23 protein-coding genes are annotated in these 23,291 nt (G+C 68.3%); 11 read left to right on the forward strand and 12 right to left on the reverse strand.

Features of this window, described 5'->3' with window-relative positions; genetic code table 11:
- Window positions 1-51: 51 nt before the first annotated feature.
- Genes NI1_RS37375 through NI1_RS23880 form a run of 8 tightly spaced genes read right to left on the reverse strand, consistent with a single transcriptional unit; the run spans window position 52 to window position 8,588 of the window.
- Entirely contained in the window at window positions 52-2,106 is a 2,055-nt protein-coding gene (locus NI1_RS37375; RefSeq protein ID WP_084523597.1) for a thiamine pyrophosphate-dependent enzyme, read from the reverse strand.
- The gene (gene iolB, locus NI1_RS23850; protein WP_067824805.1) at window positions 2,103-3,002 is read right to left on the reverse strand and encodes a 5-deoxy-glucuronate isomerase; all 900 of its coding nucleotides are present in this window, start codon (window positions 3,000-3,002) and stop codon (window positions 2,103-2,105) included. The genes NI1_RS37375 and iolB overlap by 4 nt, the downstream gene beginning before the upstream one ends.
- Window positions 2,999-3,892, reverse strand: coding sequence for a Cgl0159 family (beta/alpha)8-fold protein (locus NI1_RS23855; RefSeq protein ID WP_067824807.1), 894 nt, complete (start codon window positions 3,890-3,892; stop codon window positions 2,999-3,001). The genes iolB and NI1_RS23855 overlap by 4 nt, the downstream gene beginning before the upstream one ends.
- Window positions 3,883-4,821 carry a 5-dehydro-2-deoxygluconokinase gene (iolC, locus tag NI1_RS23860; protein WP_067824809.1) on the reverse strand — a complete coding sequence of 313 codons (939 nt, stop codon included), beginning with the start codon at window positions 4,819-4,821 and terminating at the stop codon, window positions 3,883-3,885. Before iolC ends, NI1_RS23855 begins: the two co-directional genes overlap by 10 nt.
- Window positions 4,818-5,600 carry an ATP-binding cassette domain-containing protein gene (locus NI1_RS23865; RefSeq protein WP_174564521.1) on the reverse strand — a complete coding sequence of 261 codons (783 nt, stop codon included), beginning with the start codon at window positions 5,598-5,600 and terminating at the stop codon, window positions 4,818-4,820. Before NI1_RS23865 ends, iolC begins: the two co-directional genes overlap by 4 nt.
- Window positions 5,597-6,646, reverse strand: a complete 1,050-nt coding sequence (locus NI1_RS23870) for an ABC transporter permease (RefSeq protein WP_067825313.1) — start codon at window positions 6,644-6,646, stop codon at window positions 5,597-5,599. Before NI1_RS23870 ends, NI1_RS23865 begins: the two co-directional genes overlap by 4 nt.
- A gap of 21 nt (window positions 6,647-6,667) precedes the next feature.
- Complete coding sequence (locus NI1_RS23875; RefSeq protein WP_067824811.1) at window positions 6,668-7,669, reverse strand: sugar ABC transporter substrate-binding protein; 1,002 nt, start codon at window positions 7,667-7,669, stop codon at window positions 6,668-6,670.
- Window positions 7,670-7,685: 16 nt separating this feature from the next.
- Complete coding sequence (locus NI1_RS23880) at window positions 7,686-8,588, reverse strand: TIM barrel protein (RefSeq protein ID WP_067825316.1); 903 nt, start codon at window positions 8,586-8,588, stop codon at window positions 7,686-7,688.
- Between the two features lie 260 nt (window positions 8,589-8,848).
- Here NI1_RS23880 and NI1_RS23885 point away from each other — a divergent pair, with 260 nt between their 5' ends.
- Both NI1_RS23885 and NI1_RS23890 read left to right on the forward strand, forming a co-directional pair.
- Window positions 8,849-9,853, forward strand: a complete 1,005-nt coding sequence (locus NI1_RS23885) for a LacI family DNA-binding transcriptional regulator (protein ID WP_067824813.1) — start codon at window positions 8,849-8,851, stop codon at window positions 9,851-9,853.
- 68 nt (window positions 9,854-9,921) lie between these two features.
- A complete protein-coding gene (locus NI1_RS23890) occupies window positions 9,922-10,929 on the forward strand; it encodes a Gfo/Idh/MocA family protein (RefSeq protein ID WP_067824815.1) in 1,008 nt (335 codons plus the stop codon).
- On the opposite strand, the gene NI1_RS23895 is transcribed toward NI1_RS23890, so the two are convergent.
- Window positions 10,926-11,543, reverse strand: a complete 618-nt coding sequence (locus NI1_RS23895) for a LysE/ArgO family amino acid transporter (RefSeq protein WP_245663376.1) — start codon at window positions 11,541-11,543, stop codon at window positions 10,926-10,928. The genes NI1_RS23890 and NI1_RS23895 overlap by 4 nt on opposite strands.
- 71 nt (window positions 11,544-11,614) lie before the next feature.
- On the opposite strand from NI1_RS23895, the gene NI1_RS23900 reads away from it, so the two are divergent.
- The 4 genes from NI1_RS23900 to NI1_RS23915 all read left to right on the forward strand — a co-directional run bounded on the left by NI1_RS23900 (window position 11,615) and on the right by NI1_RS23915 (window position 15,154).
- Window positions 11,615-12,493 (forward strand): LysR family transcriptional regulator ArgP, encoded by an 879-nt coding sequence (locus NI1_RS23900; RefSeq protein WP_067824820.1) that lies wholly within the window; start codon window positions 11,615-11,617, stop codon window positions 12,491-12,493.
- 98 nt (window positions 12,494-12,591) lie between these two features.
- Complete coding sequence (locus NI1_RS23905; RefSeq protein ID WP_067824822.1) at window positions 12,592-13,677, forward strand: S-(hydroxymethyl)mycothiol dehydrogenase; 1,086 nt, start codon at window positions 12,592-12,594, stop codon at window positions 13,675-13,677.
- Window positions 13,677-14,303, forward strand: coding sequence for an MBL fold metallo-hydrolase (locus NI1_RS23910; protein WP_067824824.1), 627 nt, complete (start codon window positions 13,677-13,679; stop codon window positions 14,301-14,303). The genes NI1_RS23905 and NI1_RS23910 overlap by 1 nt, the downstream gene beginning before the upstream one ends.
- Window positions 14,304-14,614: 311 nt before the next feature.
- Window positions 14,615-15,154: an LppU/SCO3897 family protein gene (locus tag NI1_RS23915; RefSeq protein WP_067824826.1), complete on the forward strand. Its 540-nt coding sequence runs from the start codon at window positions 14,615-14,617 to the stop codon at window positions 15,152-15,154.
- Window positions 15,155-15,157: 3 nt separating this feature from the next.
- Here NI1_RS23915 and NI1_RS23920 read toward each other — a convergent pair whose 3' ends face one another.
- Window positions 15,158-16,246, reverse strand: coding sequence for a carboxylate-amine ligase (locus NI1_RS23920; RefSeq protein ID WP_067824828.1), 1,089 nt, complete (start codon window positions 16,244-16,246; stop codon window positions 15,158-15,160).
- A 114-nt stretch (window positions 16,247-16,360) separates the two neighbouring features.
- On the opposite strand from NI1_RS23920, the gene NI1_RS23925 reads away from it, so the two are divergent.
- The 3 genes from NI1_RS23925 to NI1_RS23935 all read left to right on the forward strand — a co-directional run bounded on the left by NI1_RS23925 (window position 16,361) and on the right by NI1_RS23935 (window position 19,163).
- Window positions 16,361-16,696: a TfoX/Sxy family protein gene (locus tag NI1_RS23925; RefSeq protein ID WP_067824830.1), complete on the forward strand. Its 336-nt coding sequence runs from the start codon at window positions 16,361-16,363 to the stop codon at window positions 16,694-16,696.
- Window positions 16,697-16,848: 152 nt separating this feature from the next.
- Window positions 16,849-17,643, forward strand: a complete 795-nt coding sequence (locus tag NI1_RS23930; RefSeq protein ID WP_157535302.1) for an amino acid-binding protein — start codon at window positions 16,849-16,851, stop codon at window positions 17,641-17,643.
- An 80-nt stretch (window positions 17,644-17,723) separates the two neighbouring features.
- The gene (locus NI1_RS23935) at window positions 17,724-19,163 is read left to right on the forward strand and encodes an ABC1 kinase family protein (RefSeq protein ID WP_067824834.1); all 1,440 of its coding nucleotides are present in this window, start codon (window positions 17,724-17,726) and stop codon (window positions 19,161-19,163) included.
- A 2-nt stretch (window positions 19,164-19,165) separates the two neighbouring features.
- On the opposite strand, the gene NI1_RS23940 is transcribed toward NI1_RS23935, so the two are convergent.
- A complete protein-coding gene (locus NI1_RS23940; RefSeq protein ID WP_067824836.1) occupies window positions 19,166-20,023 on the reverse strand; it encodes an alpha/beta fold hydrolase in 858 nt (285 codons plus the stop codon).
- 55 nt (window positions 20,024-20,078) lie between these two features.
- A complete protein-coding gene (locus NI1_RS23945) occupies window positions 20,079-20,564 on the reverse strand; it encodes a carboxymuconolactone decarboxylase family protein (protein ID WP_067824838.1) in 486 nt (161 codons plus the stop codon).
- A gap of 172 nt (window positions 20,565-20,736) precedes the next feature.
- On the opposite strand from NI1_RS23945, the gene NI1_RS23950 reads away from it, so the two are divergent.
- Both NI1_RS23950 and NI1_RS23955 read left to right on the forward strand, forming a co-directional pair.
- Complete coding sequence (locus tag NI1_RS23950; RefSeq protein WP_067825318.1) at window positions 20,737-21,615, forward strand: RNA polymerase sigma-70 factor; 879 nt, start codon at window positions 20,737-20,739, stop codon at window positions 21,613-21,615.
- Between the two features lie 93 nt (window positions 21,616-21,708).
- On the forward strand, window positions 21,709-23,265 hold the full coding sequence (locus NI1_RS23955) for a flavin-containing monooxygenase (protein WP_067824840.1): 1,557 nt from the start codon (window positions 21,709-21,711) through the stop codon (window positions 23,263-23,265).
- The last annotated feature ends 26 nt before the right edge of the window (window positions 23,266-23,291 follow it).

Raw genomic sequence — 23,291 nt, forward strand, 5'->3', positions numbered from 1 at the left:
CCATCGGCCTCGATGCCCGGTTTGCCCGGCGGGCACCGGGAGTGTCGAAGATCAGCCGCGCCCGATGTACCGCAGTTGTCCCGGTTTCACCGCATCGTAGGCGGCCCGGCCCGAGAGATGTTGCGGCACACCCACTTCCCACCAGGCCCCGGCCTCGGTCCAATCGGCGGGCCGGGTGCGCACCACCACCACCGCCGGGCGCTGTTCGGCCACCGCGGCGGCGCGTGCCCGGGAGTAGCCGTCGCGGAACTCCGCCGGATCGCCGGCGGTGAACACGGCGCAGCCGAGGGCGCGGGCATGCGCGGCGAAATCGACGCGCGGCGGTTCGGCGTGATGCGTGCGGCAGTCGGCGAGGAAGTTGTTGTACGGCTCCCCGCCCTGCCCCTGCTGGAGTCGTGCGATCACCGCGAAACCGTCGTTGTCGCAGACGACGGCGACCATGGGGTGCCCGGCGAAGGCGGCGGAGAACAGCTCGGAGTTGAGCATCAGGTACGAGCCGTCGCCGAGCAGGGTGGTGACCAGCCCCTCGGCGCCGGTCTCGCGGCGCAGCAAGGCAGCGCCCCATGCCCCGGCGAGCTCGTATCCCATACAGGAGAAGCCGTATTCGACGTCCATGGTGGGATTGCCACCGGTGGCGCGCCACCCGCCGATCACCTCGCCCGGCAGACCGCCGGAAGCGGTCATCACGTAATCGGCAGCACCGCTCAGTTCATTGACGACGCCCACGATCTGGGCGTAACTGGGCGCACCGGGCGCGGGCGCTCGCAACTTGTCGATGTGCGCGTCCCATTCCGCACGCACGGCGGCCGCGCGGCCAGTCCACGACGGCTCCGCGCGCCAGTCGGGCCGCCTGGCTGCGCCACCGCGGCGCGCGGCGTCCCCGTCTTCGGGCGCTGCGCTTCCAGGACCGGGGAGAGTTCGGCGAGCAGAAGATTCCGGCACGACATCCGCCGCCTCCGCAGCGGGTGCGGCAATCCTCAGGGCGCGGACGGTGTGCCCAGCGGTGGCCGGGTCGGTCACTCTCGGATGCACCGCGGTAACGCCCAGTAGTGCCGCTAGTTCATCCAGGGTCGCGGCGGCGTCTCCTACGACGGCGAGGCCACCGTGTTTGACGGCGTCGAAGCGGGCGGTGTTGATGTGCACCAGGCGCACATCCGGCGCGAACACCGTCCAGGAGGCGGTGGTGAAATCCTGGAGGCGGGTGCCGACGGCGAGCACCAGATCCGCTTCAGCGGCAAGGGTATTGGCGGAGGCCGCGCCGGTGATGCCGAGCGGACCGGCGTAGAGGGGGTGGTCGTGCGGGACGAGGGTGCGGCCGGCGGTGGTTTCGGTGATCGGAATACCGTGCCGCGCAGCGAATTCCACGGCCTGCTGGGCGGCGCCCGAGTAGCGCACTCCCCCGCCGAGCACCAATAGTGGTCGCCGCGCGGAGCGCAGGGCCTCGGCAGCCGCGTGAAGGCTGTGCAGGTCGGGGCGGGGGCGCGGAATACGGTGCAGGACAGGCTCGAACAGGGCTTCGGGGTAATCGAAGGTCTCGGCTTGCACGTCCTGCGGGAGCGCCAGGGTCACCGGTCCGGTGTCGGCCGGGTCGGTGAGGACACGGGCCACCTGCGGCAGGGTGGCGAGGAGTTGTTCGGGGCGGGTGATGCGGTCGAAGAAGCGGCTCACCGGGCGGAAGGCGTCGTTGACGGTGAGGGTGGGATCGCCGTAGTGCTCGACCTGTTGCAGCACCGGATCGGGAGCGCGACCGACGAAAGTGTCGCCGGGCAGCAGGAGCAGCGGGAGTCGATTGGCGTGCGCGACACCGGCGGCCGTCACCATGTTCAATGCGCCGGGTCCGATCGAGGAGGTGGCCACGCCTACTTGGCGGCGGTGCGCGGCCTTCGCCAGGCCGACGGCGGCGAGGGCCATTCCTTCCTCGGTCTGTCCACGCCACAGCGGGATCTCGGCGCGCCGCTCGTGCAAGGCGGTGCCGAGGCCGAGTACGTTTCCATGCCCGAAGATCCCGAAAACAGCTGGGAACAGCGGGACTTCGGCTCCGTCGAGGGTTTCCGAGCGCTGCGCGATCAGCCACGCCACCAGGGCTTGCGCGGTGGTGAGTTTCATCGGACTCGTCCTTCACTGGAGGTGATCGGGCAGCGCGGATCGAGCGGCATGCCGGCCCAGCTGTCACGCACCCAGGCGTGTGCCGGGTCGTCGCAGAAGGCCATGGAGCGCTCGTCGGCCGGCCCGGCCAGCACATTGAGGTAATACATGGGATAGCCGGGCGCGGCGATGCACGGGCCGTGGTATCCGTGCGGAACCAGGAATACATCGCCGTCGCGCACCGCCACGTTCTCGTCCAGCGCGCCGTCGGCGGTATAGGTGCGATGCAGCCCGAATCCCTTGTTCGACGGCATGATCGAGCCCGTCTCCCCGATCCGGAAGTAGTAGACCTCCTCGTTCACCACTTCGCAGTCGCTCGCAGTATCGTGCTTGTGCGGCGGATACGAGGACCAGTTCCCGTCCGGGGTGAGCAGCTCACACGCATTGAGCTTGTCGGCATGGTCCCAGATTCCCGGCACCCCGAACCCGGTCACCTGCCGCGTGGCCGGTCCCGCTCCGCGCACCTCTACCGGAACCCCTTCGGCCGGACCGTATTTCGGATCCAGTCGCCGCTCGCACCGCGCCATGGGCAATGCGACCTCGAGCGCGCCCTCGGCGATCAGCTCCACCTCCGCATCGCGCGGCACGTACGCGAAGTCGGTGACCCGTTCGAAAACCGAACGCCGCCCGGCCAGTTCGAACTCCACCCCGTCCACCCGCACCCGGCAGGATCCGGCCAGCGGCAGCACGAACGCTTCGAACTCGCCCGTCCGCAGCTGTCGCGTCTCACCCGGCAGCAGGCGCAGCACCCGCAATCCGGTATAGGTCCATCCCGCCTCGCCGGGGTTGAGCCGCACCGGGTCGATCCCGTCGCTCAATGTCCCGCGCTCCCAGTGCAGCTTGCTGGTCTTGCTCATCGCGCCACCGCGAGTACGCGGGCGGCCGCGTCCACCGCGCCGGCCACATCGCCGTCCGGTGGGTAGAGCAGGCTGCGGCCGACGACGAGGCCGCGGGCGACTTCGTGGCGTAGCGCCGCGCCCCAGGACTCGAGGTCGGCTTCGGGGTCGCCGGACGGTGCGCCGCCGAGGACGACCACCGGGAGGGTGGTGGCGTCGAGGACGGAAATGTCTTCGGGGGCCGGGATTTTGAGCCAGGTGTAGGCGGAGGTGCAGCCGAGTCCGGAGGCTACGGTGACGGCGCGTTGCAGCGAGGCGGCGTCTTTGTGCATGACCAGGGAGCCGTCGGGCTCGCGGCCGTAGGGCAGGGGTTCGACCATGGCCATCAGTCCGTGTTCGGCGAGTTCGGAGACCGCGCGGGCGCAGGCTTCGAGGGTGGGAATGGTGCCGGGGTCCGAATCCACCAGGCGGAGTAGCATTTTGCCGCCGTCGAGCCGGTATTTGACCAGGGATTCGGCGTCGTAGCCGGTGAAGCGGTCGTCGATTTCCCAGTCGGCGCCGGCCAGGCCGCCGCGGTTCATCGAGCCGATGACGATCTTCTCGTGTACGGCGTCCAGCAGCAGCAGTTCCTCGACGATGTCCGGGGAGCCCAGGACGCCGTCCACCGCCGGGTTGGCGAGGGCGATGAGCAGGCGTTCCAGCAGGGTGCGGCGGTCGGCCATGGCGGTGCGGTCGGCGCCTACGCCGAGGGCTCCGCGGGCCGGGTGGTCGGCCGCGACCAGGAACAGGGTTCCGGTGCCGGACAACAGGTTCGGGCGGCGCCGGCGGTCGGCGTAGGCGCGTTGGACGGCTTCGGGCTCGGTGGCGCGGAGGCGGAGCAGCTCCTGCCAGCGGGCGTCGGTCAGGTGCACAGCATCTCCTCGATCTCGGCATCGGTCGGCATGGCGTCGGCGCAGGCCAGGCGGGAAGCCACCAGCGCGCCCGCCGCATTGGCGTAGGAGGCGATGCGGTGCGGGTTCCAGCCGGCCAGCAGGCCGTGGGCGAGCGCGCCGCCGAAGCCGTCGCCCGCGCCGAGCCCGCAGACCACCCGCACCGGGCAGGGCGGGACGGTCCAGCGCTCGGACGCGGTGGCGATGAGCACGCCCTCGGCTCCGCGTTTGATCACCGCGAGCCGGACGCCGCGTTCGAGCAGGCGGTCGGCGGCCTGCTCCGGGTCGGCGGTGCCGACCGCGACCTCTACTTCGGTTCTATTGCCCACCACCACGTTCACGTGATCGAGCATCCAGCCGATCTCGGTGCGGGCGGTGTCGACGTCCGGCCAGAACATGGGCCGGTAGTCCAGGTCCAGCACGGTGTGCCCGCGCCGGGCCCGGCGCTCCAGGATGGCACGCTGGGTGGTGCGTCCCGGTTCGGCGCTCACACCGGTCCCGGTCACCCACAGCAGAGGCACGGAATCGACGACATCCCAGGGGATTTCGTCGGGGGTCAGGGTCAGATCCGGGGCGATGGGCAGGCGGTAGAACAGCAGCGGCGGATCGGCGGGCGGGTCGAGTTCGCAGAACACCACCGGGGTCAGCAGATTCGGTGCGGTCCCCACGTATCGGGACGCGACACCGAAGTCCTCCAGGGCCTTTCGCACGAAGGGCCCGAACCCGTCCGCCCCCACCTTGGTGAGCACCGCGGTGCGGCGGCCCAGCCGGGCCGCCGCCACCGCCACATTGGTGGCCGTACCGCCGAGGAACTTGGCGAAGGTGGTGACCTCCGCCAGGGGTACCCCGCTCTGCTCCGGGTACAGGTCCACCCCGACCCGGCCGATGGTCAGCACGTCGAGGTCGGTCACGACACCACCCGCTCCAATTCGTGTTGCAGCGCTTCGAGTTCGGCTCCGCCGGCCATCTGCCGGGTGAGCTCGGGCAGGTCGATCTGAGACTTCTCGTAGCTGCCCAGCTGGGTGCCGCGTTTGAGCAGCAGGAACCGGTCACCGACGGGGTAGGCGTGGTGCGGGTTGTGGGTGATGAGCACGACGCCGAGCCCGCGATCGCGTGCCTGGACCACGTAGCGCAGCACCACTCCGGCCTGCTTCACGCCGAGTGCGGCGGTGGGTTCATCGAGGATCAGCACCTTCGCCCCGTAGTGCACGGCGCGGGCGATGGCGACGCATTGCCGCTGCCCGCCCGAGAGCGTGCCCACCGGCTGTTCCAGATCGTGAATGTCGATTCCCATGTCCACCAGCGCTTTCCGCGTGATGTCCAGGGCCTGCGCGCGATCGAGGAATTCGAGGGGCCCGTACTTCTTCACCGGCTCCGAACCGAGCACGAAGTTGCGCCATACGCTCATCAGCGGCACCACGGCCAGATCCTGGTACACGGTGGCGATCCCGCGATCCAGTGCCGCTCGCGGCGAGGCCAATCGAGTCGTCTCACCCTCGATCTGCATTTCGCCGCTGTCGTGCTGATGCACCCCGGCCAGGATCTTGATCAGCGTGGATTTGCCCGCGCCGTTGTCACCCAGCACGCAGGTGACCTCACCCGCGTTGACCACGGTGGATACATCCCGCAGGGCGACCACACCGCCGTAACTCTTCCCGATGCCGATGGTTTCGATGAGTGGGATCGTCATCGCCGTACCCTTTCCGCCCGCTTCTTGAACGCATTGTTGACCAGCACCGCGGACAGCAGCAGCACACCGAGGAACAACATGAACCAGTCGTCGTTCCACCCGGCCAGGACGATGCCCTGCCGGGCCATACCGAAGATGAGCGCGCCCAGCGCCGCCCCGATCACCGAGCCGAACCCGCCGGTGAGCAGGCAGCCGCCGACCACCGCGGCGATGATGTACTGGAATTCCAGCCCGATGCCCTGGTTGGCTTGAACGCTGGTGAAGCGCAGCAGATTACACGCGCCGACCACCCAGCCCGCGAACGCCGTGGTCATGAACAGCAGGATCTTGGTGCGCGCCGCCGGAACACCCACGGCCCGGGCGCTGGGCAGCGAACCGCCGACCGCGAAGACCCAGTTGCCGAAGCGGGTGCGCAACAGGATGAACGCGCCCACGACCGCGAACACGATCCACCACACCACCGAGGCTTGAATGCGGGCGTCGCCGATATCGGTGGTGGAGGCGAAGACCCAGCCCGCCGACTCGTAGCCATCGGCGCGGCGAATGCCGGTGACCTGGACATTGTCGGTGATCGCCCGCGTCACACCGAGATTCAGGCCCTGTAGGGCCAGGAAGGTGCCCAGGGTGACGATGAAGCTCGGCAACCCGGTGCGCATCACCACCCAGCCGTTGAGCGCGCCGACCGCGAGGGCGAACACCAGCGAAACCGCCAGCGCGAGCCATACGTTCCAGCCCGCGTGTACCGCCAGCAGCGCGGTGACCAGCGCCGTGGAGGCCGTCATCACACCGGCCGAGAGATCGAATTCACCGCCGATCATGAGCAGCGCCACCGCGACCGCCATGATGCCGAGCGTGGAGGCGTCGTCGAGCCAGTTCGAAATGCCCTGCGGGCTCAGGAATTTGCTGGTGACGACGGAGAAGAACACGAAGACGACGATCGCGCCGAGCAGCGCCCCGATCTCCGGTCGCTGAATCAGCCGGTTCACCAGTGGCGGATTCGCGGCCTGCGCTACCGCGGTATCGGACGTGGTTGTGGCAGTACTCATTTCACTCACTCCTCGTCCTGCTCACCGCGTGCCCTGGGCGACCAGCGCCGCCACGGCGTCGACATTGGACTTGTCCACGAACGCGGGGCCCGTCTGCACCGGCCGGCCACCGCCGACGGTGTCCAGATTCGACTTGTACAGCTTCAGCAACACGATCGGCAGATAGCCCTGTTCGTACTGCTGCTGGTCCACCGCGAAGAGCAGCGTTCCGGCCTGGATCGCGGTCACCACATCGCTGTTCAGATCGAAGGTGGCCACGGTCGCCTTGGACTTGGATTCCCTGGCGGCGTCCACGGCGCGCGCGGCGATCTGCGAGTTCAGGGTGAGCACCGCGTCGATCGACGAATCCGCTTCCAGCGCACCGCGAATCCGCGATTGCGCGTCGGTCGGATTGTTGATGTCGACCTGTAGGGTGACGGCGGTCCCGAAGCCCTGGGTGGCGCCGGCGCAGCGTTCGGCCGCACCCACATTGCCCGCTTCGTGAATCACGCAGAGCAGCTTGTGTTTTCCGGCGTCCTTCAAACGCTTGCCGGCCGATTCACCCGCCAGCCGTTCGCTCTGCCCGACATGCCCGATGGCCCCGTACACCGCGCTCTCGGTCTCGCCGGAGTTGATGGTGACCACCGGAATGCCCGCCGCCACCGCCTTCTCCACCGAGCTGCGCAGCGCGTCCGGGTTGGCCATGGAGACCACCAGGCCGTCCACGCCCTTGGCCACCGCATTGTCGATGAGTTTGGCCTGCTGTCCGGGATCGCCGGCGGAGTTGTAGTCGACACGCACTCCGAGCTGGTCACCGGCCGCTTGCGCGCCGTTCTTGACCACATTCCAGAAGGCGTCGCCGGGTGAGCCGTGGGTGACCACCGCGACCGATTTCAATTCGCCGACCGAGACCGGGGCCTGGGTGGTGTCGCCGGCCGTATCGCCGCCGGGCCCGCTACAGGCGGCCAGTACCGCCGCCGCGGCTATCCACGGCGTCAATCGCCGCCACCGCCGTAGTCGGGAGGGTGTGGGTTTGGACTTCATCGTCTGCACCTCCCTACTAAATCCGCGCCGAGGTCACGGCGGAGCCGATTTCGGTCAGGTGTCGCAGACTTTGTCGCGCGTCCCGGGTCGAATTCGCGGCGGTGTCACCGGGCGCGAGGGCGGTGTCCTGTTCGATGACGTACCAACCGCGATAGCCCGCGCCGTGCACCGCGCGCACCAGCGCCTCGATATCGACATCGCCCGCGCCGAGCGGCGTGTACAGGCCGTGCCGGACCGCGTCGCTGTATTCCCTTGCACCGGAACGTACTTCGCCGGCCAGGGCGAGCCGGACATCCTTGAGATGAATATGCCCGATGCGAAGGGCGTGCCGCTGGGCCAGCCGGACCGGGTCGGTGCCGCCGATGGCCAGGTGCCCGGTGTCCAGGCAAAGGTCCAGTTCGGAATCGGCGAGGAAGCGTTCCACCTCGGCCTCGGTCTCCACATGGGTGCCGACGTGCGGGTGCACGGTCGTCCGCAGGCCGTGTTCGGCGGCGATATCGGCGACCGTGGCGGCGGTGTCCAGCACCGTCCGCCATTCGTAATCGCTGAGCGGCGAACGGGTGTCGTAGCCGTCCTGCCCGGTCGCGGCGGCCAGGATCAGCATCTCGGCCCCGGTGGCGGCGAAGAGCGCGGCCGTGCGGCGGGCGGTCTCGAGGGCCTGGCGCGGCTCACGGTGCAGGGCGAGCGCCAGGAATCCGCCGAGCGCGGTGAGACCGTAGGTGCCGAGCGTTTCGCGTAGCTCCACGGGGTCTGCCGGTAGATAGCCGGGTGGGCCGAATTCGGTGGCGGCCAGCCCGAGTGCCGCCATCTCGGCGAAGACTGTCGCGGGTTCGAGGACATGCCCCCAGCCGGGCACTTCGCAGACTCCCCAGGAGATCGGCGCGGCTGCGATACGCAGTGGATGGAGCGGTTCGGTCATCGGCATTTCCAGACCTGTCGGTAAGCCATCGAATGGAGGGCTCGCTATTGGAGCGCTCCAACAATGTAACTTGGATCACTCGGGTGTCAAGGGTGCGACATCAGCCGAAAAGCCCGCTGCCACCTAGCCGAACACCGACTTCCAGGGCAAACGAGCCTTCGTCAGACGGTCCGAATTCTCCCGTTAGAGCGCTCTATTGCCCGAGGCGAGGCGAGACGGTAGCGTGCGTCACACACCGATCCGCGAGCACGGAGGCAGTTTTGACGCGACCGACCATGGAAGATGTCGCCGCCCGCGCCGGCGTCTCCCGCGCGCTGGTCTCACTCGTCATGCGCAACTCCCCCAAGGTCAGCGAACACCGCCGCCGCGCGGTGCTGGCCGCCGCCGCCGAGCTCGGTTACCAGCCGCATGCCATGGCCCGCTCATTGGCCAGCCGGACCTCCAATATCGTCGGGGTGATGGTGTCGGATCTGCGCAACGCCTTCTTCGCCGATGTCATCGAGGGCATGGACGAGGCCGCGCAAGAAGCCGGGCTGGAGCTCATCCTGAACACCGGGCGGCGCAGTGCGTCCCGGGAGCAGGCCGCCCTCGACGGCCTGCTCGCATTCCGGCCCGGCGGGGTCATCCTGCTGTCGCCGGTGCTGCCCGCGAGCGCGATTCGCGATGCGGCACAACGCACCCCGGTCGTGCTGGTTTCCCGCGGCTCCACCATCGCGGGGGTGGACACCGTCAACGACGATGGCGAGCTGGGTGCGGCGCTGGCGGTGGATCACCTTGCCGCACTGGGACATCGGCGCATCGTGCACCTCGACGGCGGCGCCGCGTTCGCCGCCGCGCCGCGCCGCAAGGGCTACAGCGCCGCCATGGCCCGGCACGGCCTCGAACCCATGGTGGTGGCCAGCGAGCACACCGACGAGGCCGGTGCGCTGGCGGTGCGCAAACTGCTGAACCTCTTCACCCCGGCCAATTTCCCCACCGCCCTGGTCTGCGGCAACGACTTCAATGCGGTCGGCGCCATGACGGCCCTGGAGGAAGCCGGACTGCGCGTCCCCCAGGATGTCTCGGTGGTCGGGTACGACAATTCCTCGCTCGCCGCGCTGCGGCACGTCTCGCTCACCACCATCGATCAGCCGCGCACCAGCATCGGGCGGCTGGCGGTGGAGGCGCTCACCGAACGCCTGCACGATCAGCGCACCGAACCGGTGCGCAAACGCCTGGAACCCGCACTGGTCGTCCGCGCCACGACGGCCGCGCCCCGGGATTGACCGGGGCGCAACCCGAGATCAAGCGGGGCGCAACCCCTTTCACCGCAACTCATCTCCGAGGAGCAGCTATGACCTCCCTCCGTGTGGGCCTCGCCGGCACCGGCCGGATCGGCACCTCGCACGCCGAGACCCTGAAAACCCTGCCGGGCGTGGAGTCGGTGATCGTCACCGATGCCGACGCCGCCCGCGCCCGCACCGCCGCCGACAAACTGGATGTGGAGTACGCGGCGGATCTGGAGGCGCTGTTCGCCGCCGGCATCGGCGCGCTCATCGTCACCACCGCCACCGACTCGCATCCCGCGCTGATCACCGCGGCGGTGGATCGCGGGCTGCCGGTGTTCTGTGAGAAGCCGATCGCGGCCGATATCGCCGGGACCCTGGAGGTGGTGCGCCGGGTCGCGGATGCCGAAACGCCGGTGCAGATCGGGTTTCAGCGCCGGTTCGACGCCGGGTATCGCGCCGCCCGCGCGGCCGTGGCCTCGGGGGAATTGGGGTGGGTGCACACCCTGCGCGCCACCACCCTGGATCCCGCGCCGCCGCCCGCCGAGTACATTCCGCGCTCGGGCGGCATCTTCCGCGATTGCGGGGTGCACGATTTCGACATCATTCGCTGGGTGACCGGGCGCGAGGTGATCGAGGTTTATGCCACCGGCGGCAATCGCGGGGAGCAGTTCTTCGCCGATGCGGGCGATGTGGATACCGCGGCGGTGATACTGCGCCTCGATGACGGTGCGCTGGCGTCTGTTTCGCTGAGCCGCTACAACGGCGCGGGGTACGACGTGCGTTTGGAGGTGCTCGGGTCGGCGGGCAATGCCGTTGTGGGGCTTGATGATCGGGCTCCGCTGCATTCGGTCGAGCCCGACTACCCGCCGTCGCCGCTGCCCGCCTATCCCGGATTCATGGATCGCTTCCGGGGCGCGTACACCGAGGAGCTGGCGACCTTCGTGGGCGTGGCCACCGGGCAGATGTCGAACCCGTGCCCGCCCGCCGATGCCCTCGAGGCGTTCTATATCGCTGAAGCGTGCGAACTTTCGCGCCGCGAGGGCCGTCCGGTGCCGGTTTCGGCGGTGCGCTAGCTGACCAGCAGGCCGACCGCCAGGCCGGTCATGACGATCGCGATACCGGAGTCCAGCACCCGCCAGGCCGCCGGTTTGGCGAACACCGGGGCCAGCAGTCGCGCGCCGAATCCCAGGCCGGTGAACCAGATGATGCTGCCCAGCATCGCGCCCGCCGCCAGGAACCAGCGGTCGGGAGTGGCGTAGGTGCTGGCGAACGAACCCAGCAACACCATGGTGTCCAGGTAGGCGTGCGGGTTCAGCCAGGTCACCGCCAGGCAGGTGGCGATGGCCGCGCCGAGCGCGATCGGCGCGCCGCCGCCCGCGGTCAGCGCGGAGGCGGAGAACGCCCGCTTGGCGGCGAGGAAGGCGTAGCCGAGCAGGAACGCCACGCCCGCGTACTTGGCCGCGGTCATCAGGAACGGCGCGGTCCGGGTGACGAAACCGAAGCCCGCCACGCCGAGGGTCATGAGTACCACATCCGAGAGCGCACACACCGCCACCACCGGCAGGACGTGCTCGCCGCGGATGCCCTGGCGCAGGATGAAGGCGTTCTGCGCGCCGATCGCCACGATGAGGGAGAGTCCGAAGCCGAGTCCCGAGATGGCCGCCAGGGCCGCCGATGATGCGTTCACCATTCGAAAGTAGGGCGGTCGTCCAGCACCAGTCCAGCTAAAGATTTTTATCTACCATTAGCATTTCTTACATGGATCTACAGCTGGACCAGCTCCGCGCGCTGGATGCGGTGATCAGCGAGGGCACCTTCGAGGCGGCGGCGCGGCGGCTCAGCGTGACCGCCTCGGCTATCAGCCAGCGCATCAAAGCCCTGGAGGACGCGGCCGGGCGGATTCTGGTCCAGCGGACCAAACCGGTGCGGCCGACGGAATCGGGGCTGGCGGTGCTGCGGCTGGCGCGGCAGATCGAATTGCTGACCGGGGACACGGCGCTCGAGCTCGGCGACGAGCAGCAGCCCGCGCACCGGCCGGTGCGGATACCCATCGCGGTGAACGCCGACTCGCTGCAAACCTGGGTCATGCCCGCGCTGGGGCGGGCCGCGGCGGGCGTGAATTACGAGATCCATCGGGAGGACGAGGAGCACACCACGCGATATCTGCGGGACGGGACGGTGATGGCGGCCATCACCTCCACCGCCGCGCCCGTGCAAGGCTGCACGGTGCGGCGGTTGGGAGCCATGCGATACCGGGCCATGGCCGTACCGGATTTCGTGCGCGACTGGTTTCCCGACGGGCCGACCGCGCAAGCCTTCGCGGCGGCCCCGGTGATCCTGTTCGACCGCAAGGACGATCTGCAATTCCGGTTGGTCCGGCAATACACTCGCAAGCCCGTGGATCCGCCGCGCCACTACATTCCGTCCTCGGCCGGATTCGTGGAGGCGATCCGGCTGGGCTTGGGCTGGGGCATGGTGCCGGACCTTCAGCGCCGACCGCGGGACAACCTGATCCCCTTGGACGACAAGATGTTCATCGATGTGCCGCTGTACTGGCAGCAGTGGAAACTCGACTCCCCCGCGCTCGGCCGGCTGGCGGCCACCATCGCCGAGGCCGCCGCCGAGGCGCTGCTCTAGAACCGCTATCCGGTTGGGAGGGACCGGCGATCCCTCGCTAGTTACCGGGCCGGGATGCGATAGTCGGAACGGCTTGTGCCGAAAACAGGAAGGAACCAATGTCCCAGATCGTGCGGGGCGTGATTGCGCGCTCGAAGAATGCTCCGGTCGAAGTCACCGAGATCGTGATCCCCGATCCCGGTCCCGGCGAGGCCGTGGTGAAGGTGCAGGCGTGCGGGGTGTGCCACACCGACCTGCACTACCGCGAGGGCGGCATCAACGACGAATTCCCGTTCCTGCTGGGGCATGAGGCCGCGGGCATCGTGGAGGCGGTCGGCGAGGGCGTCACCGATGTGGAGCCGGGCGATTTCGTCATCCTGAACTGGCGGGCCGTGTGCGGTTCCTGTCGCGCCTGCCGTAAGGGCAAGCCGTGGTACTGCTTCTCGACTTTCAATGCGGCGCAGCCGATGACGTTGACCGACGGCACTCCGTTGACGCCCGCGCTGGGGATCGGCGCGTTCGCCGAGAAGACCCTGGTGCATGCCGGGCAGTGCACGAAGGTGGATCCGAGCGTGTCGCCCGCGGCGGCGGGGCTGCTGGGCTGCGGGGTGATGGCCGGGCTGGGCGCGGCCATCAATACCGGTGCGGTCAGCCGTGGGGACAGTGTCGCGGTGATCGGTTGCGGCGGTGTCGGGAACGCGGCCGTCGCCGGGGCGCGGCTGGCCGGGGCGACCACCATCATCGCCGTGGATGTGGATGAGCGGAAGCTGGAGTGGGCCAAGGGTTTCGGGGCCACCCATACCGTGAACGCCGCCAAAGAGGATGCGGTCGAACGCATTCAGGAGCTCACCGATTCGTTCGGCGCCGACGTCGTGATCGACGCGGTCGGCCGCCCCGAGACCTGGAAGCAGGCGTTCTACGCCCGCGACCTGGCGGGCACCGTGGTCCTGGTCGGTGTCCCCACCCCCGATATGAAGCTGGAGATGCCGCTCATCGACTTCTTCTCCCGCGGCGGCTCTTTGAAGTCCTCCTGGTACGGCGACTGCCTGCCCTCGCGCGACTTCCCCTACCTGATCGAGCTCTACAAGCAGGGTCGCTTCGACCTGGATGCCTTTGTCACCGAGACGATTTCGCTCACCGACGTGGAGGCCGCCTTCACCAAGATGCATCACGGCGACGTCCTGCGCTCGGTGGTGATGCTCTAGTGGCGCACATCGATCACGCCGTCACCAACGGCACGTTCAGCCTCGACGGCGAAACCTTCGACGTCGACAACAATGTCTGGCTGGTCGGCGACGACGCCGAATGCGTCATCATCGACGCCCCCCACCATGTCGAAACGATCCTCGACTTGGTCGGTGGCCGCACCGTGAAGGCGATCCTCGCCACCCACGCCCACGACGACCACATCCGGGTAGCCCCCGAATTGGCCGCCGCCACCGGCGCTCCCATCCTGCTGCACCCCGACGACCTGGTGTTGTGGCGGCTGACCCACCCCGACGTGACGCCGGACGGCGAGCTGTCGGACGAGCAGATCATCGAAGTGGGCGGCACCGCCCTGCACGTCCTGCACACCCCCGGCCACGCCCCCGGCGCCTGCTGCTTCCACTCCCCCGACCTCGGCGTCGTCTTCACCGGCGACACCCTCTTCCACGGCGGCCCCGGCGCCACCGGCCGCTCCTACTCCGACTACGGCACCATCGTCACCTCCATCGCCGACCGCCTGCTGTCCCTGCCCCCGGAAACCCTGGTGCACACCGGACACGGCGAATCCACCACCATCGGCGCGGAGGCCGAACACCTCGAAGAATGGCGCACCCGCGCCAATTGATCGGTCGGAGTTACCAGTACGGCCCCGTTCGGTCCCCTCGATCGACCGGGGCCGAATCCGTCTCCCGAGTGTGCTTCAATACGGCGGTTCCACAGTTCACACGGGGGGATAGCCCAGCAATGTCCACAATCGAATCACCGTCCGGTGCCGTGCCCGTTTCGGAGCCGAATGGCGCTTATTGCCGGTACTGCGGGGCGACGCCGGCGGTTGATGCCACATTTCGTGCGCATCGGGGGTTGGTGCTCGTCATGCAGTTCCGGAAGTTGCCGGGGCCGTATTGCAAAACCTGTGGCCTGGCCTCGTTTCGGCAGATGACCGGGGCGAGCCTGGTGGAGGGCTGGTGGGGACCGATATCGTTCGTGCTCGCCAATCCGATCACCATTCTGGTCAATCTGGTGAATCGAGCGAGGTTGAACCGGCTCGGGGCGCCGATTCCAGGGGCGCCGGGGGTGCCGATGAATCCGGGGAAGCCGTTGACTCGGCGGTGGCAGGTGGCCGGGTTCTTCGTTCCGCCGGCGCTCATCGTGCTGCTGGTCGTCGCCGCGAACAATGGTTCGTCCGGGGCACATTCGGCGTTCGCCGGGTTCTCGTCCGGGTCCGGCGCAAGGGCCGCCGAGGTCGGGGACTGTGTTCGGGACAAAGGCAGCGCCACCGATCCCGATCTGGTCATCGTGGCGTGCTCCGACAGCCGCGCCGAGGCGACGGTGATAGGGGTGATCACCGTGGCCGGCCTCGCCGATATGCAGTGTGCGAAACAGTATCCGCAGGCGGATCAGGTCTACAGCGAGTCTTCCAAACGGAACAACAGTGCGGGCGTCGCCGATTTCACGCTCTGCCTGAAGAAGAAGTAGCGATCAGCGGCAGGCGTAGAGGGTGGCTTCGGCGAGTTCGCCTACCACGTCGGTGATTTCGCGGCGGGCTCGGAAGGCGGCGAGTTGGCGGCGGGCGCCGTTGCCGCGGGCCAGGAGGGAACGGACTGTGGCGGTGACGAAGTCGAGGTCGCCCAGTTGTTCCAGGGCGGTGTGCAGGCGGCCGATGAGGTCGTCGAGGAGTTCTTCCACGGGGATGGTGCGGCCGTCGAGCGGGTTGATGGCGGGGCCGTCTATCCCTTCGTGGGCGGCTTTCCAGTAGGCCGCGTGCAGGGTGTCCTCCGCGATGACGGGGACTCGGGTCGCGGTGCGGGCGGTCATGACGGCGGCGCGGACCAGGGTTGCGAGGAGGGCGCTTTCTTCGGCGGTGGCAGGGACGTCGCTGACGCGGACTTCCACCGTGGGAAACGTAATCGACGGGCGCACATCCCAATAGACCATTTTGCGGTCGAGAATCACGCCTCGGGAAAGCATGGATTCCACGCGGGTGTCGTAGTCCTCGAGGGAATCGAAGTGCGGGGGTGGGCCGGCGCTGGGCCAGCGGCGCCAGAGAATGTTTCGCCAACTGGCATAACCGGTTTCGTCGCCGCGGTAGATGGCGGAGTTGGCGGTCAGGGCCAGCAGGAGGGGGAGCCAGGGGCGCAGGAAATTGCTGACCTGAAGGGCCACTTCACGATTGGGGACCTCCACGTGGACGTGGGCGCCGCAGATGCCCTGGTCGTAGGCCAGGCGGCCGAACGTTTCGGCGATGCGATGGTAACGGGGAGTGCTGGTGATGGAGAGATCGTCGGGGCCGCTCGGGGGAACGGCGGCGGCCAGCAGCAGAGCGTCGTTCTTCTCGGCGCAGGCGGCGGCTCCGCGCCGCAGTTCCCGCAGCTCACGCAGGAGGTCGCCGGTGTTGGTGTGGATCCTGGTGCTGGTCTCCACCTGGCAGCGGGTGATCTCCAATTGCAGCTCGATGCCGAGGTCCGCGGCGGTGCGTGCGACGTCGGCGTTCCGGCCGACAGGCGCACCGGTGCGCGGATCCACGAGGAGAAACTCCTCTTCGACACCTACCGTCGGCGGTGCTTCCACTTTCCCTGTGTACCTCAATCCGCGCGCCCTGACACCTGCCGGAACGGTCTCTTTTCGGCCGCTAACTTTCGGCGCGAGCCGGAAATTGTCGGTGGCCGGGGTCACAATGCGGAAATGGCATATGACGAAGAGCTGGCCGAGCGGATCCGGGACGCACTCGGTCCCGCACGCGGCCTGACCGTCGAGAAGAAGATGTTCGGCGGGCTGGCCTTTCTGATCGGCGGCAATATGGCGGTGGCCGCCAGCGGGCAGGGCGGGCTGCTGGTGCGGACCGATCCGGACAGTTCGGTGGAGCTGGCGCGGCGGGACGCGGTGGAGTTGATGGTCATGCGCGGGCGCGAGATGAAGGGCTGGTTGCGGGTCGCCGCCGAGGCGGTGGACGACCACGATGCCCTCGACGAGTGGGTGGGCCGCGGCGTGGCCTACGCGCGCTCCCTACCCCCGAAGTAGGGCGAAACTCCAGCGCAAATGGTGTGTTACCCGGCACACCTCGCGAATTGCTGTGCGGCACACCACCTATCCGGCCGGTGAGAACGCGATTTGTCACTCCGTCTTTACCGCCGGGCACATCGGTGAAACCTCGTTCACCGAACCTGGTGAATATGAGGCAAACCGAGGTACATGCGCTGGCCTGCGAAGTGTGCGGTCGCCTGCCCCATCCGCGGCGCACCCGTTTGACGCTGGCGAAACTGGCCGCCGTCTTCCCGGTCGAGCTCGCCCTGCACGCATTGGTCATCCATTACGAACTGCCCTACCTGCTCACCGTCGTACTGCTGACCGTCACCACCACCATCCTGGTGATCTGGGTGGTGGAGCCCGGGGCCATGCGGTACTTCGCGCGCTGGTTGCACGCTCCCGAACTGCGGCATCGGCACCGGCTCGACAGTGCCGAACAGCTGTGGCGCATCCGGGTGCGGGTGGACAACAAGCCCGGCCGGCTGGAGCTGCTCGCCAAGCATCTCGCGGACAAGCGCGCCAATATTCTCACCGTCCACGTGCATCACCTCGAAGACGGGGCGCTGGACGAACTGGTGGTCTCGACGCCCTCGGACATCACCCCGCAGCGGCTGGCCAATGCCGTCACCCGGGCGGGCGGCACACCGGTCGGCATCTGGCCCGCCTCGGCGCTGACCCTGGTGGACGGGCAGACCAAGGCGCTGGGCCTGGCCGCCCGGATCGCGCTCGATCCGGGCGAACTGCCCCTGGTCATCGCGGAATTGCTGGGCGCGCAATATGTTCCGGCGGCCGATCCCGAGAGCGCGCCCGGAACGGTGCTGGAGATCACCGCCGCGGAGCCCATGACCTTCATCCGCTCCGGCGAGCCTTTCACCCCCGCCGAGATCGCGCGGGCGCACCGCTTGACCGACCTGGCGAAATTGTCCGCGCGCCAAGGCTGAACCTTTCCGTACCGAATAGTTTCCTCGCATGGCACACTGACTTCTTGCGCATTGGTCGAGCGCGCGCAAGGGGATGATCGATGAGTTTGCGTCGTACACGGCGGGGGGAACGGGACACCGGCGGTAATCCGCCCGCCCGTAAGTCGGTTCGCTCCGCCAAACTCGCCGCCCTGCCGGTCGCCTTCGCGGGCCGCCGGATGGCCGGGGCCGGCAAGAAGGCGATGGGGCGGCCGGCGCGCCAGGTGGATCATGATATCCGGGTGCGCACCGCCGAGCACATGTTCGAGGTGCTGGGCGAATTGAAGGGCTGCGCGGCCAAACTCGGGCAGATGCTCGCCCTCTACGAGCTGGCGCTGCCGCCGGAGCTCGCCGAACCGTATCGAAACGCCTTGAGCCGCTTGCAGGATGCGACGCCGCCGATGCTGCCCGGCACCGTGCACGCCGAACTGGCCGCCGCGCTCGGCCCCGGCTGGCGCGCCCACTTCCGTGAATTCGACGACCGGCGGGCGGCTTCGGCGACCATCGGGCAGGTGCATCGCGCGGTCTGGCACGACGGCCGCCGGGTCGCGGTGAAGATCATGTACCCGGGTGCGCGCGAGGCCGTGCTCAGCGACCTGGAGCAGTTGCGCAAGCTGGCGTGGATCGCGCCCGTCTTCCTCCCGAACACCGATGTGGCCGCCGCCCTCGCGGCGCTGTCCGAGTGTGTGCGAGCCGAACTCGATTATGCCGCCGAGGCCGACAACCAGCGCGCCTTCGCCGCCGCCTACGCCGGTGACCCCGATTTCCACGTGCCGGCTGTGATCGCCCAGCAGGGTGACGTGATCATCAGCGAATGGCTCGACGGGGTCCCGCTCACCCGCCTGGTCACCGCGGGCGCGCAGGCCGAACGCGACCGGGTGGGCATGCTCGCCATCCGTTTCGTCTGGTCCTCACCGCAGCGTTGCGGCCTGCTCTACGGCGACCCGCACCCGGGTAACTTCCGGGTGCTGCCCGACGGCCGGCTCGGCGTGGTCGACTTCGGGGCCTGCACCCCTTGGCCCCCACCGCAATTCCTCCCGATGGTCCATGACCTCGTCGACGCGCTGATCAACGGCACCCCCACCGATCTGGAGGCGGCCGCCCGCGCCCACGGCTTCGCCACCGGCCCCCTCGACGCCGAGGCTCTGGTGGCCGAACTCATGCCATTCACCGATCTCTTGCGCCACCCCACCTTCCACGCGAACACCGAATGGCTCCGCGAACGCGTGCTCTCGGTCGCGAGCCCCCGCCTCACCAACGTCTTCCGCCAACTGGGCGCGCCCGCCTACCTCGCCCCGTTCCAGCGCGCCCTGGCCGGTCTGCTCGGCCTCAGCTGCCAACTCGGCGCCACCGGCCCCATTCGAGACGAAATCCTGCGCTGGTCACCGGAGCTCACCGCGGTCATGACCCGCCACCGCACCCGCGCCGACCGCCCCGCCGATCTCGCCATGCATCGCCTGCGCCGCAGCGCCGGCCCATCCCGCGATGCCGCGGCCGGATAGCGCTATTCCGCGAGGAAGCCGGTGAGGGCCGAGCGCACCGTGTCCGGGTCCTCGAGCTGCGGCCAGTGCCCGACCGCGGGCGGTTCGTCCAGCACCATGATGGTCGCCTCCGGGAACCGCTCGCGGAACCGCCCGACCTGGCCGCCGCTGATCGGATCGGCCGGACCCCAGATGAACAACGTAGGCCCCGAATAGGTTTCGAGGGCGCGCTGCCAGCGGACGGCGTTCGCATGGCGTTCGGCGTGATAGCGATTGATCTGCCACTGAATGCGGGTGCCCCCGTCCCGCGCGGTGGACAGCCACATCTCGTGCAGCACCTCCTCCGCCAGCGGCCGCCCCGCCGTGCGGCGCACCGACGCCCGAAACGTGGTCTCGGACATCAACGGCCCCAGCAGTTTCCCGACCGGCGAGATCATCAATTTCTGAATCGCCAAGGGCCGGTACAGATCTATATACAGCCCGCCGTTCATCCAGGCCATCCGCGTCACCCGGCCCGGATCCCGAGCCAGCAGCTCCTGCGCCACACTCACCCCGTAATCGTGTGCCACCAGCGCGGTCTCACCGATCCCGAGCCGCTTCCACACCTGCTCCACCAGATCGGCCTGCCCGGCCATCCGATAGTCGTGCCCGCGCGGCTTGTCGCTGGCCCCGAACCCGAGAAAATCCAAAGTGGTGACCCGGCAACCCGATTCGACGAGTGCCGGGACGATCCCGCTCCAATCGTGCGATGACGACGGATACCCGTGCAGCAGCGTCACCGGCCGCCCGCCCGCCGCCCCGTCCTGCCGGTGGAACACCCGATGCCCGTCCACCTCCAGCCACGACCCCGCGGCGATCCACTGCTCCAGCGAAGTTTGCATGGGTTTCCCTCCAGGCTCAGGTTTCCCAGACTCTAACTCCGCCGGAGGCCGGTGGTCAGCCGGCGTAGGCGGCGAACATGCCGGGCTCGTAGGAGCCGCCCTTGTTGTGCACCATGACGTTCAGGCGGGTGGCCGCGTTGATCATGGCTACCAGGTAGAGCAGGGCCGCGGTCTGGTCGTCGTCGTAGTGTTCGCGGACCTGGGCCCAGGTTTCGTCGGAGACGCCGCGGGCGGCGTCGGCGACGCGGGTTCCTTCCTCGGCCAGCGCGAGGGCGGCCCGTTCGGCATCGGTGTAGACGGTGGATTCGCGCCAGGTGGCGACCAGGTTGATGCGGACGGCGGGTTCGCCGGCGGCGGCCAGTTCTTTGGAGTGGGCGTCCACGCAGAAGCCGCAGCCGTTGATTTGACCGACGCGGAGTTCCACCAGTTCCTGGGTGGTTTTCGGGAGGGTGGATTGCATGATCAGCAGGCCGGCGTTGGCGAAGCGCTTGCCGAGCTTGGCGCCGAGCTCGTTGGCCATCAGGTCGAAACGGGGTTCCATGATGTGATCCTCACCGGAGTGTTTTCGAAGTGAACGACCATGAGATGCCGGTCGCCCGCCAGCTGTGACAGCATCGGGAACGTGACGTGCGCCATAGGAATTCATTGCCGCGGGGGTGTCACAAAATCGCGGTGGGCGGTGTCTGGTGGGTGAGAAACAAGAGGAGACCCGCATGCCCGACGCCGCCACGGACGAGTTCGTCACCCACCGCAAGCTGCTGTTCACCGTCGCCTACGAGATGCTCGGGTCCGCCGCCGACGCGGAGGACGTGTTGCAGGAGACCTGGTTGAAATGGACCGGCGTGGATCTCGCGGAGGTGCGGGATCCGCGTGCTTACCTGGTGCGGATCACCACTCGGCAAGCGCTGGGCCGTTTACGAACGCTGAACCGGCGCAAGGAGTCCTATGTCGGTCCGTGGCTGCCGGAACCGCTGCTGACCACGCCGGATGTGGCCGAGGATGTCGAGCTCGCCGAAAGCGTGTCCATGGCAATGCTGTTGGTGCTGGAGACGCTGACGCCGACCGAGCGCGCGGTCTTCGTGCTGCGCGAGGTCTTCGATCTGGGGTACGACGAAATCGGGGAGGCGGTGGACAGGTCACCGGCGGCGGTGCGGCAGATCGCTCATCGCGCCCGGTCGCACGTGGCGGCCCGCCGGCCGCGCGGCAGCGTCACCGCGGACGAAACCCGCTCCGCGCTCACGGCTTTCCAGCGCGCCGTCGAAACCGGTGACCTGCAACCTCTCCTGGACATCCTCGCCCCCGAGGTGGTCCTGCTCGGCGATGGCGGCGGAATCGTGCAGGCCGTCCAGGTGGCGGTGGTCGGGGCCGAGCGGGTGGCGCGGGTGCTCGCGCTGGGGCTGGCTCGAATGTCCGCCGCCGCGATCCGATCCGTCGAGGTCAACGGCTACCCGGCGCTGCTGGTCCGCGCCGACGACGATGCCGACACCGTGCTGGCGCTGCGCATGGACGACGGCTTGATCAGCGGGCTCTACGCGGTGCGCAATCCGGAGAAGATGACGCACATGCACGCGGAGACCCCGCTGCACCGGTGAACCGGACCCGCCTCGGATTCCCACCCTTGATCACTGTCCCAGACAGATCTACTCTGGTGGGATACCAGTCGCCTGCTCGAAAGGCCGAGGCACGTGGGCACAGTATCGAAGCGCAATGGCGCACTTCGGGATTCGGGGCCGGACCACCGGGTGGTCGTCATCGGAGCCGGCCCGGGCGGGATCGCCGCCGGAGTCAAGCTGAAGCGGGCCGGGATCGAGGATTTCGTCATTCTCGAACGGGCCGACGAGGTCGGCGGGAGCTGGCAGGAGAACCATTACCCGGGTCTGGAAGTCGATATTCCGTCCATCGCCTACCAGTATTCGTTCGCCCGGAACGCGAATTGGAGCAGGCTGTTCGCGCCGGGAGCGGAGGTGAAGCGGTATCACATGGGGGTGGCCCGGCGATTCGGGTTGTATCCGCATCTGCGCTTCGGGACTTGGGTGATCAGCGAAGAATGGGACGAGGACCGGCATCGCTGGAATCTGTATCTCGATGGCGGCGGGGTCGTTACGGCGCGGTTCGTGGTCAGCGCGGTGGGGGCGTTCATCAGTCCGAAGCAGGATCCGGGAATTCCGGGGCTGGCCGAGTATCGGGGAAAGATACAGCGGCCGTCGGATTGGGATGACGATTACGACCTGCGAGGTAAGCGGGTCGCGATAATCGGCACGGGAGCCAGCTCGGTACAGATTACGCCGTCGATCGCCGGCGAAGTAGCGCATCTCGCGGTGTTCCAGCGGACGCCGGTGTGGTGTATTCCCAAGCCCAATCCGAAGATTCCCGAGGTGGTGCAGATGGCCTTGCGGGTGCCGGGGGTGCAGGCCGCTGTGCACGGGGCCGCATTGGTCGTCGTGGACGCGGCGCTGCGTGCCATGTCGACCGCGCCGATGGCGGTGGCGAAACCCGCGATGCGCGCCATGGACACGGCCGCGATTCGCGGCTATCGGGCACTGCTGCGCACCATGGTCACCGACCCCGGGACCCGCGCCGCGCTCACCCCGGATTATGGTCCGATCGCCAAGCGCCCCACCGCGAATACCGGCTATCTGCTGGCCTTCAATCGCGAGAATGTGGATCTGGTGACGACCCCCATCGAATGCTTCACCGCCGGCGGCCTGCGCACCACCGACGGCGTCGAACGCGAATTCGACATGATCGTCCTGGCCACCGGCTATCACGTGTTCTCCGATCCGGAGACCTATACGCCCGGCATGGTCATCGGCCGCGCGGGCATGGATCTGGGAAAGTTCTACGCGGAAAACGGTTTACAGGCTTACGAGAGCGTGGCGCTGCCCGCGCTCCCGAACCGGTGGACCCTGGTCGGGCCGTATTCCTGGTCCGGCAGCGGCTGGCACGCCTTCGTGGAGATGACCGCCGACCATGCGGTGCGGGCGATTTCGGAGGCCCGCCGCCGCGGCGCGACCTTCGTCGCGGTCCGCCAGGACGCGCACGACGCCTACCACCGCCGGATCTACCGGCACGGTGCGGCCATGCGCTATTACCTGGCGGAGTTGAACGCGCACGTACCCACCTATTACCGCAATTCGCAGGGTGACAGCACCTATATCCGGCCCACCGGATTCTTCACCGCCCGCCGTGAGCATCGCCGGTTCCCGTTCTCCGACTACGAATTCGATACCCAGACCGCGTGATACCGCGCTCGGCAAGGAATCTCCAG

This window comes from Nocardia inohanensis NBRC 100128, from assembly GCF_001612945.1.
GTDB classification, from domain to species: Bacteria; Actinomycetota; Actinomycetes; order Mycobacteriales; family Mycobacteriaceae; genus Nocardia; species Nocardia inohanensis.

Coding starts and splice junctions, on each gene's coding strand:
- NI1_RS37375 (WP_084523597.1), bottom strand. CDS start 2,106: ATGAAACTCACCACCGCGCAAGCCCTGGTGGCGTGGCTGATCGCGCAG.
- iolB (WP_067824805.1), bottom strand. CDS start 3,002: ATGAGCAAGACCAGCAAGCTGCACTGGGAGCGCGGGACATTGAGCGAC.
- NI1_RS23865 (WP_174564521.1), bottom strand. CDS start 5,600: ATGACGATCCCACTCATCGAAACCATCGGCATCGGGAAGAGTTACGGC.
- NI1_RS23870 (WP_067825313.1), bottom strand. CDS start 6,646: ATGAGTACTGCCACAACCACGTCCGATACCGCGGTAGCGCAGGCCGCG.
- NI1_RS23875 (WP_067824811.1), bottom strand. CDS start 7,669: ATGAAGTCCAAACCCACACCCTCCCGACTACGGCGGTGGCGGCGATTG.
- NI1_RS23880 (WP_067825316.1), bottom strand. CDS start 8,588: ATGACCGAACCGCTCCATCCACTGCGTATCGCAGCCGCGCCGATCTCC.
- NI1_RS23890 (WP_067824815.1), top strand. CDS start 9,922: ATGACCTCCCTCCGTGTGGGCCTCGCCGGCACCGGCCGGATCGGCACC.
- NI1_RS23900 (WP_067824820.1), top strand. CDS start 11,615: ATGGATCTACAGCTGGACCAGCTCCGCGCGCTGGATGCGGTGATCAGC.
- NI1_RS23905 (WP_067824822.1), top strand. CDS start 12,592: ATGTCCCAGATCGTGCGGGGCGTGATTGCGCGCTCGAAGAATGCTCCG.
- NI1_RS23915 (WP_067824826.1), top strand. CDS start 14,615: ATGACCGGGGCGAGCCTGGTGGAGGGCTGGTGGGGACCGATATCGTTC.
- NI1_RS23925 (WP_067824830.1), top strand. CDS start 16,361: ATGGCATATGACGAAGAGCTGGCCGAGCGGATCCGGGACGCACTCGGT.
- NI1_RS23930 (WP_157535302.1), top strand. CDS start 16,849: ATGAGGCAAACCGAGGTACATGCGCTGGCCTGCGAAGTGTGCGGTCGC.
- NI1_RS23935 (WP_067824834.1), top strand. CDS start 17,724: ATGAGTTTGCGTCGTACACGGCGGGGGGAACGGGACACCGGCGGTAAT.
- NI1_RS23940 (WP_067824836.1), bottom strand. CDS start 20,023: ATGCAAACTTCGCTGGAGCAGTGGATCGCCGCGGGGTCGTGGCTGGAG.
- NI1_RS23945 (WP_067824838.1), bottom strand. CDS start 20,564: ATGGAACCCCGTTTCGACCTGATGGCCAACGAGCTCGGCGCCAAGCTC.
- NI1_RS23950 (WP_067825318.1), top strand. CDS start 20,737: ATGCCCGACGCCGCCACGGACGAGTTCGTCACCCACCGCAAGCTGCTG.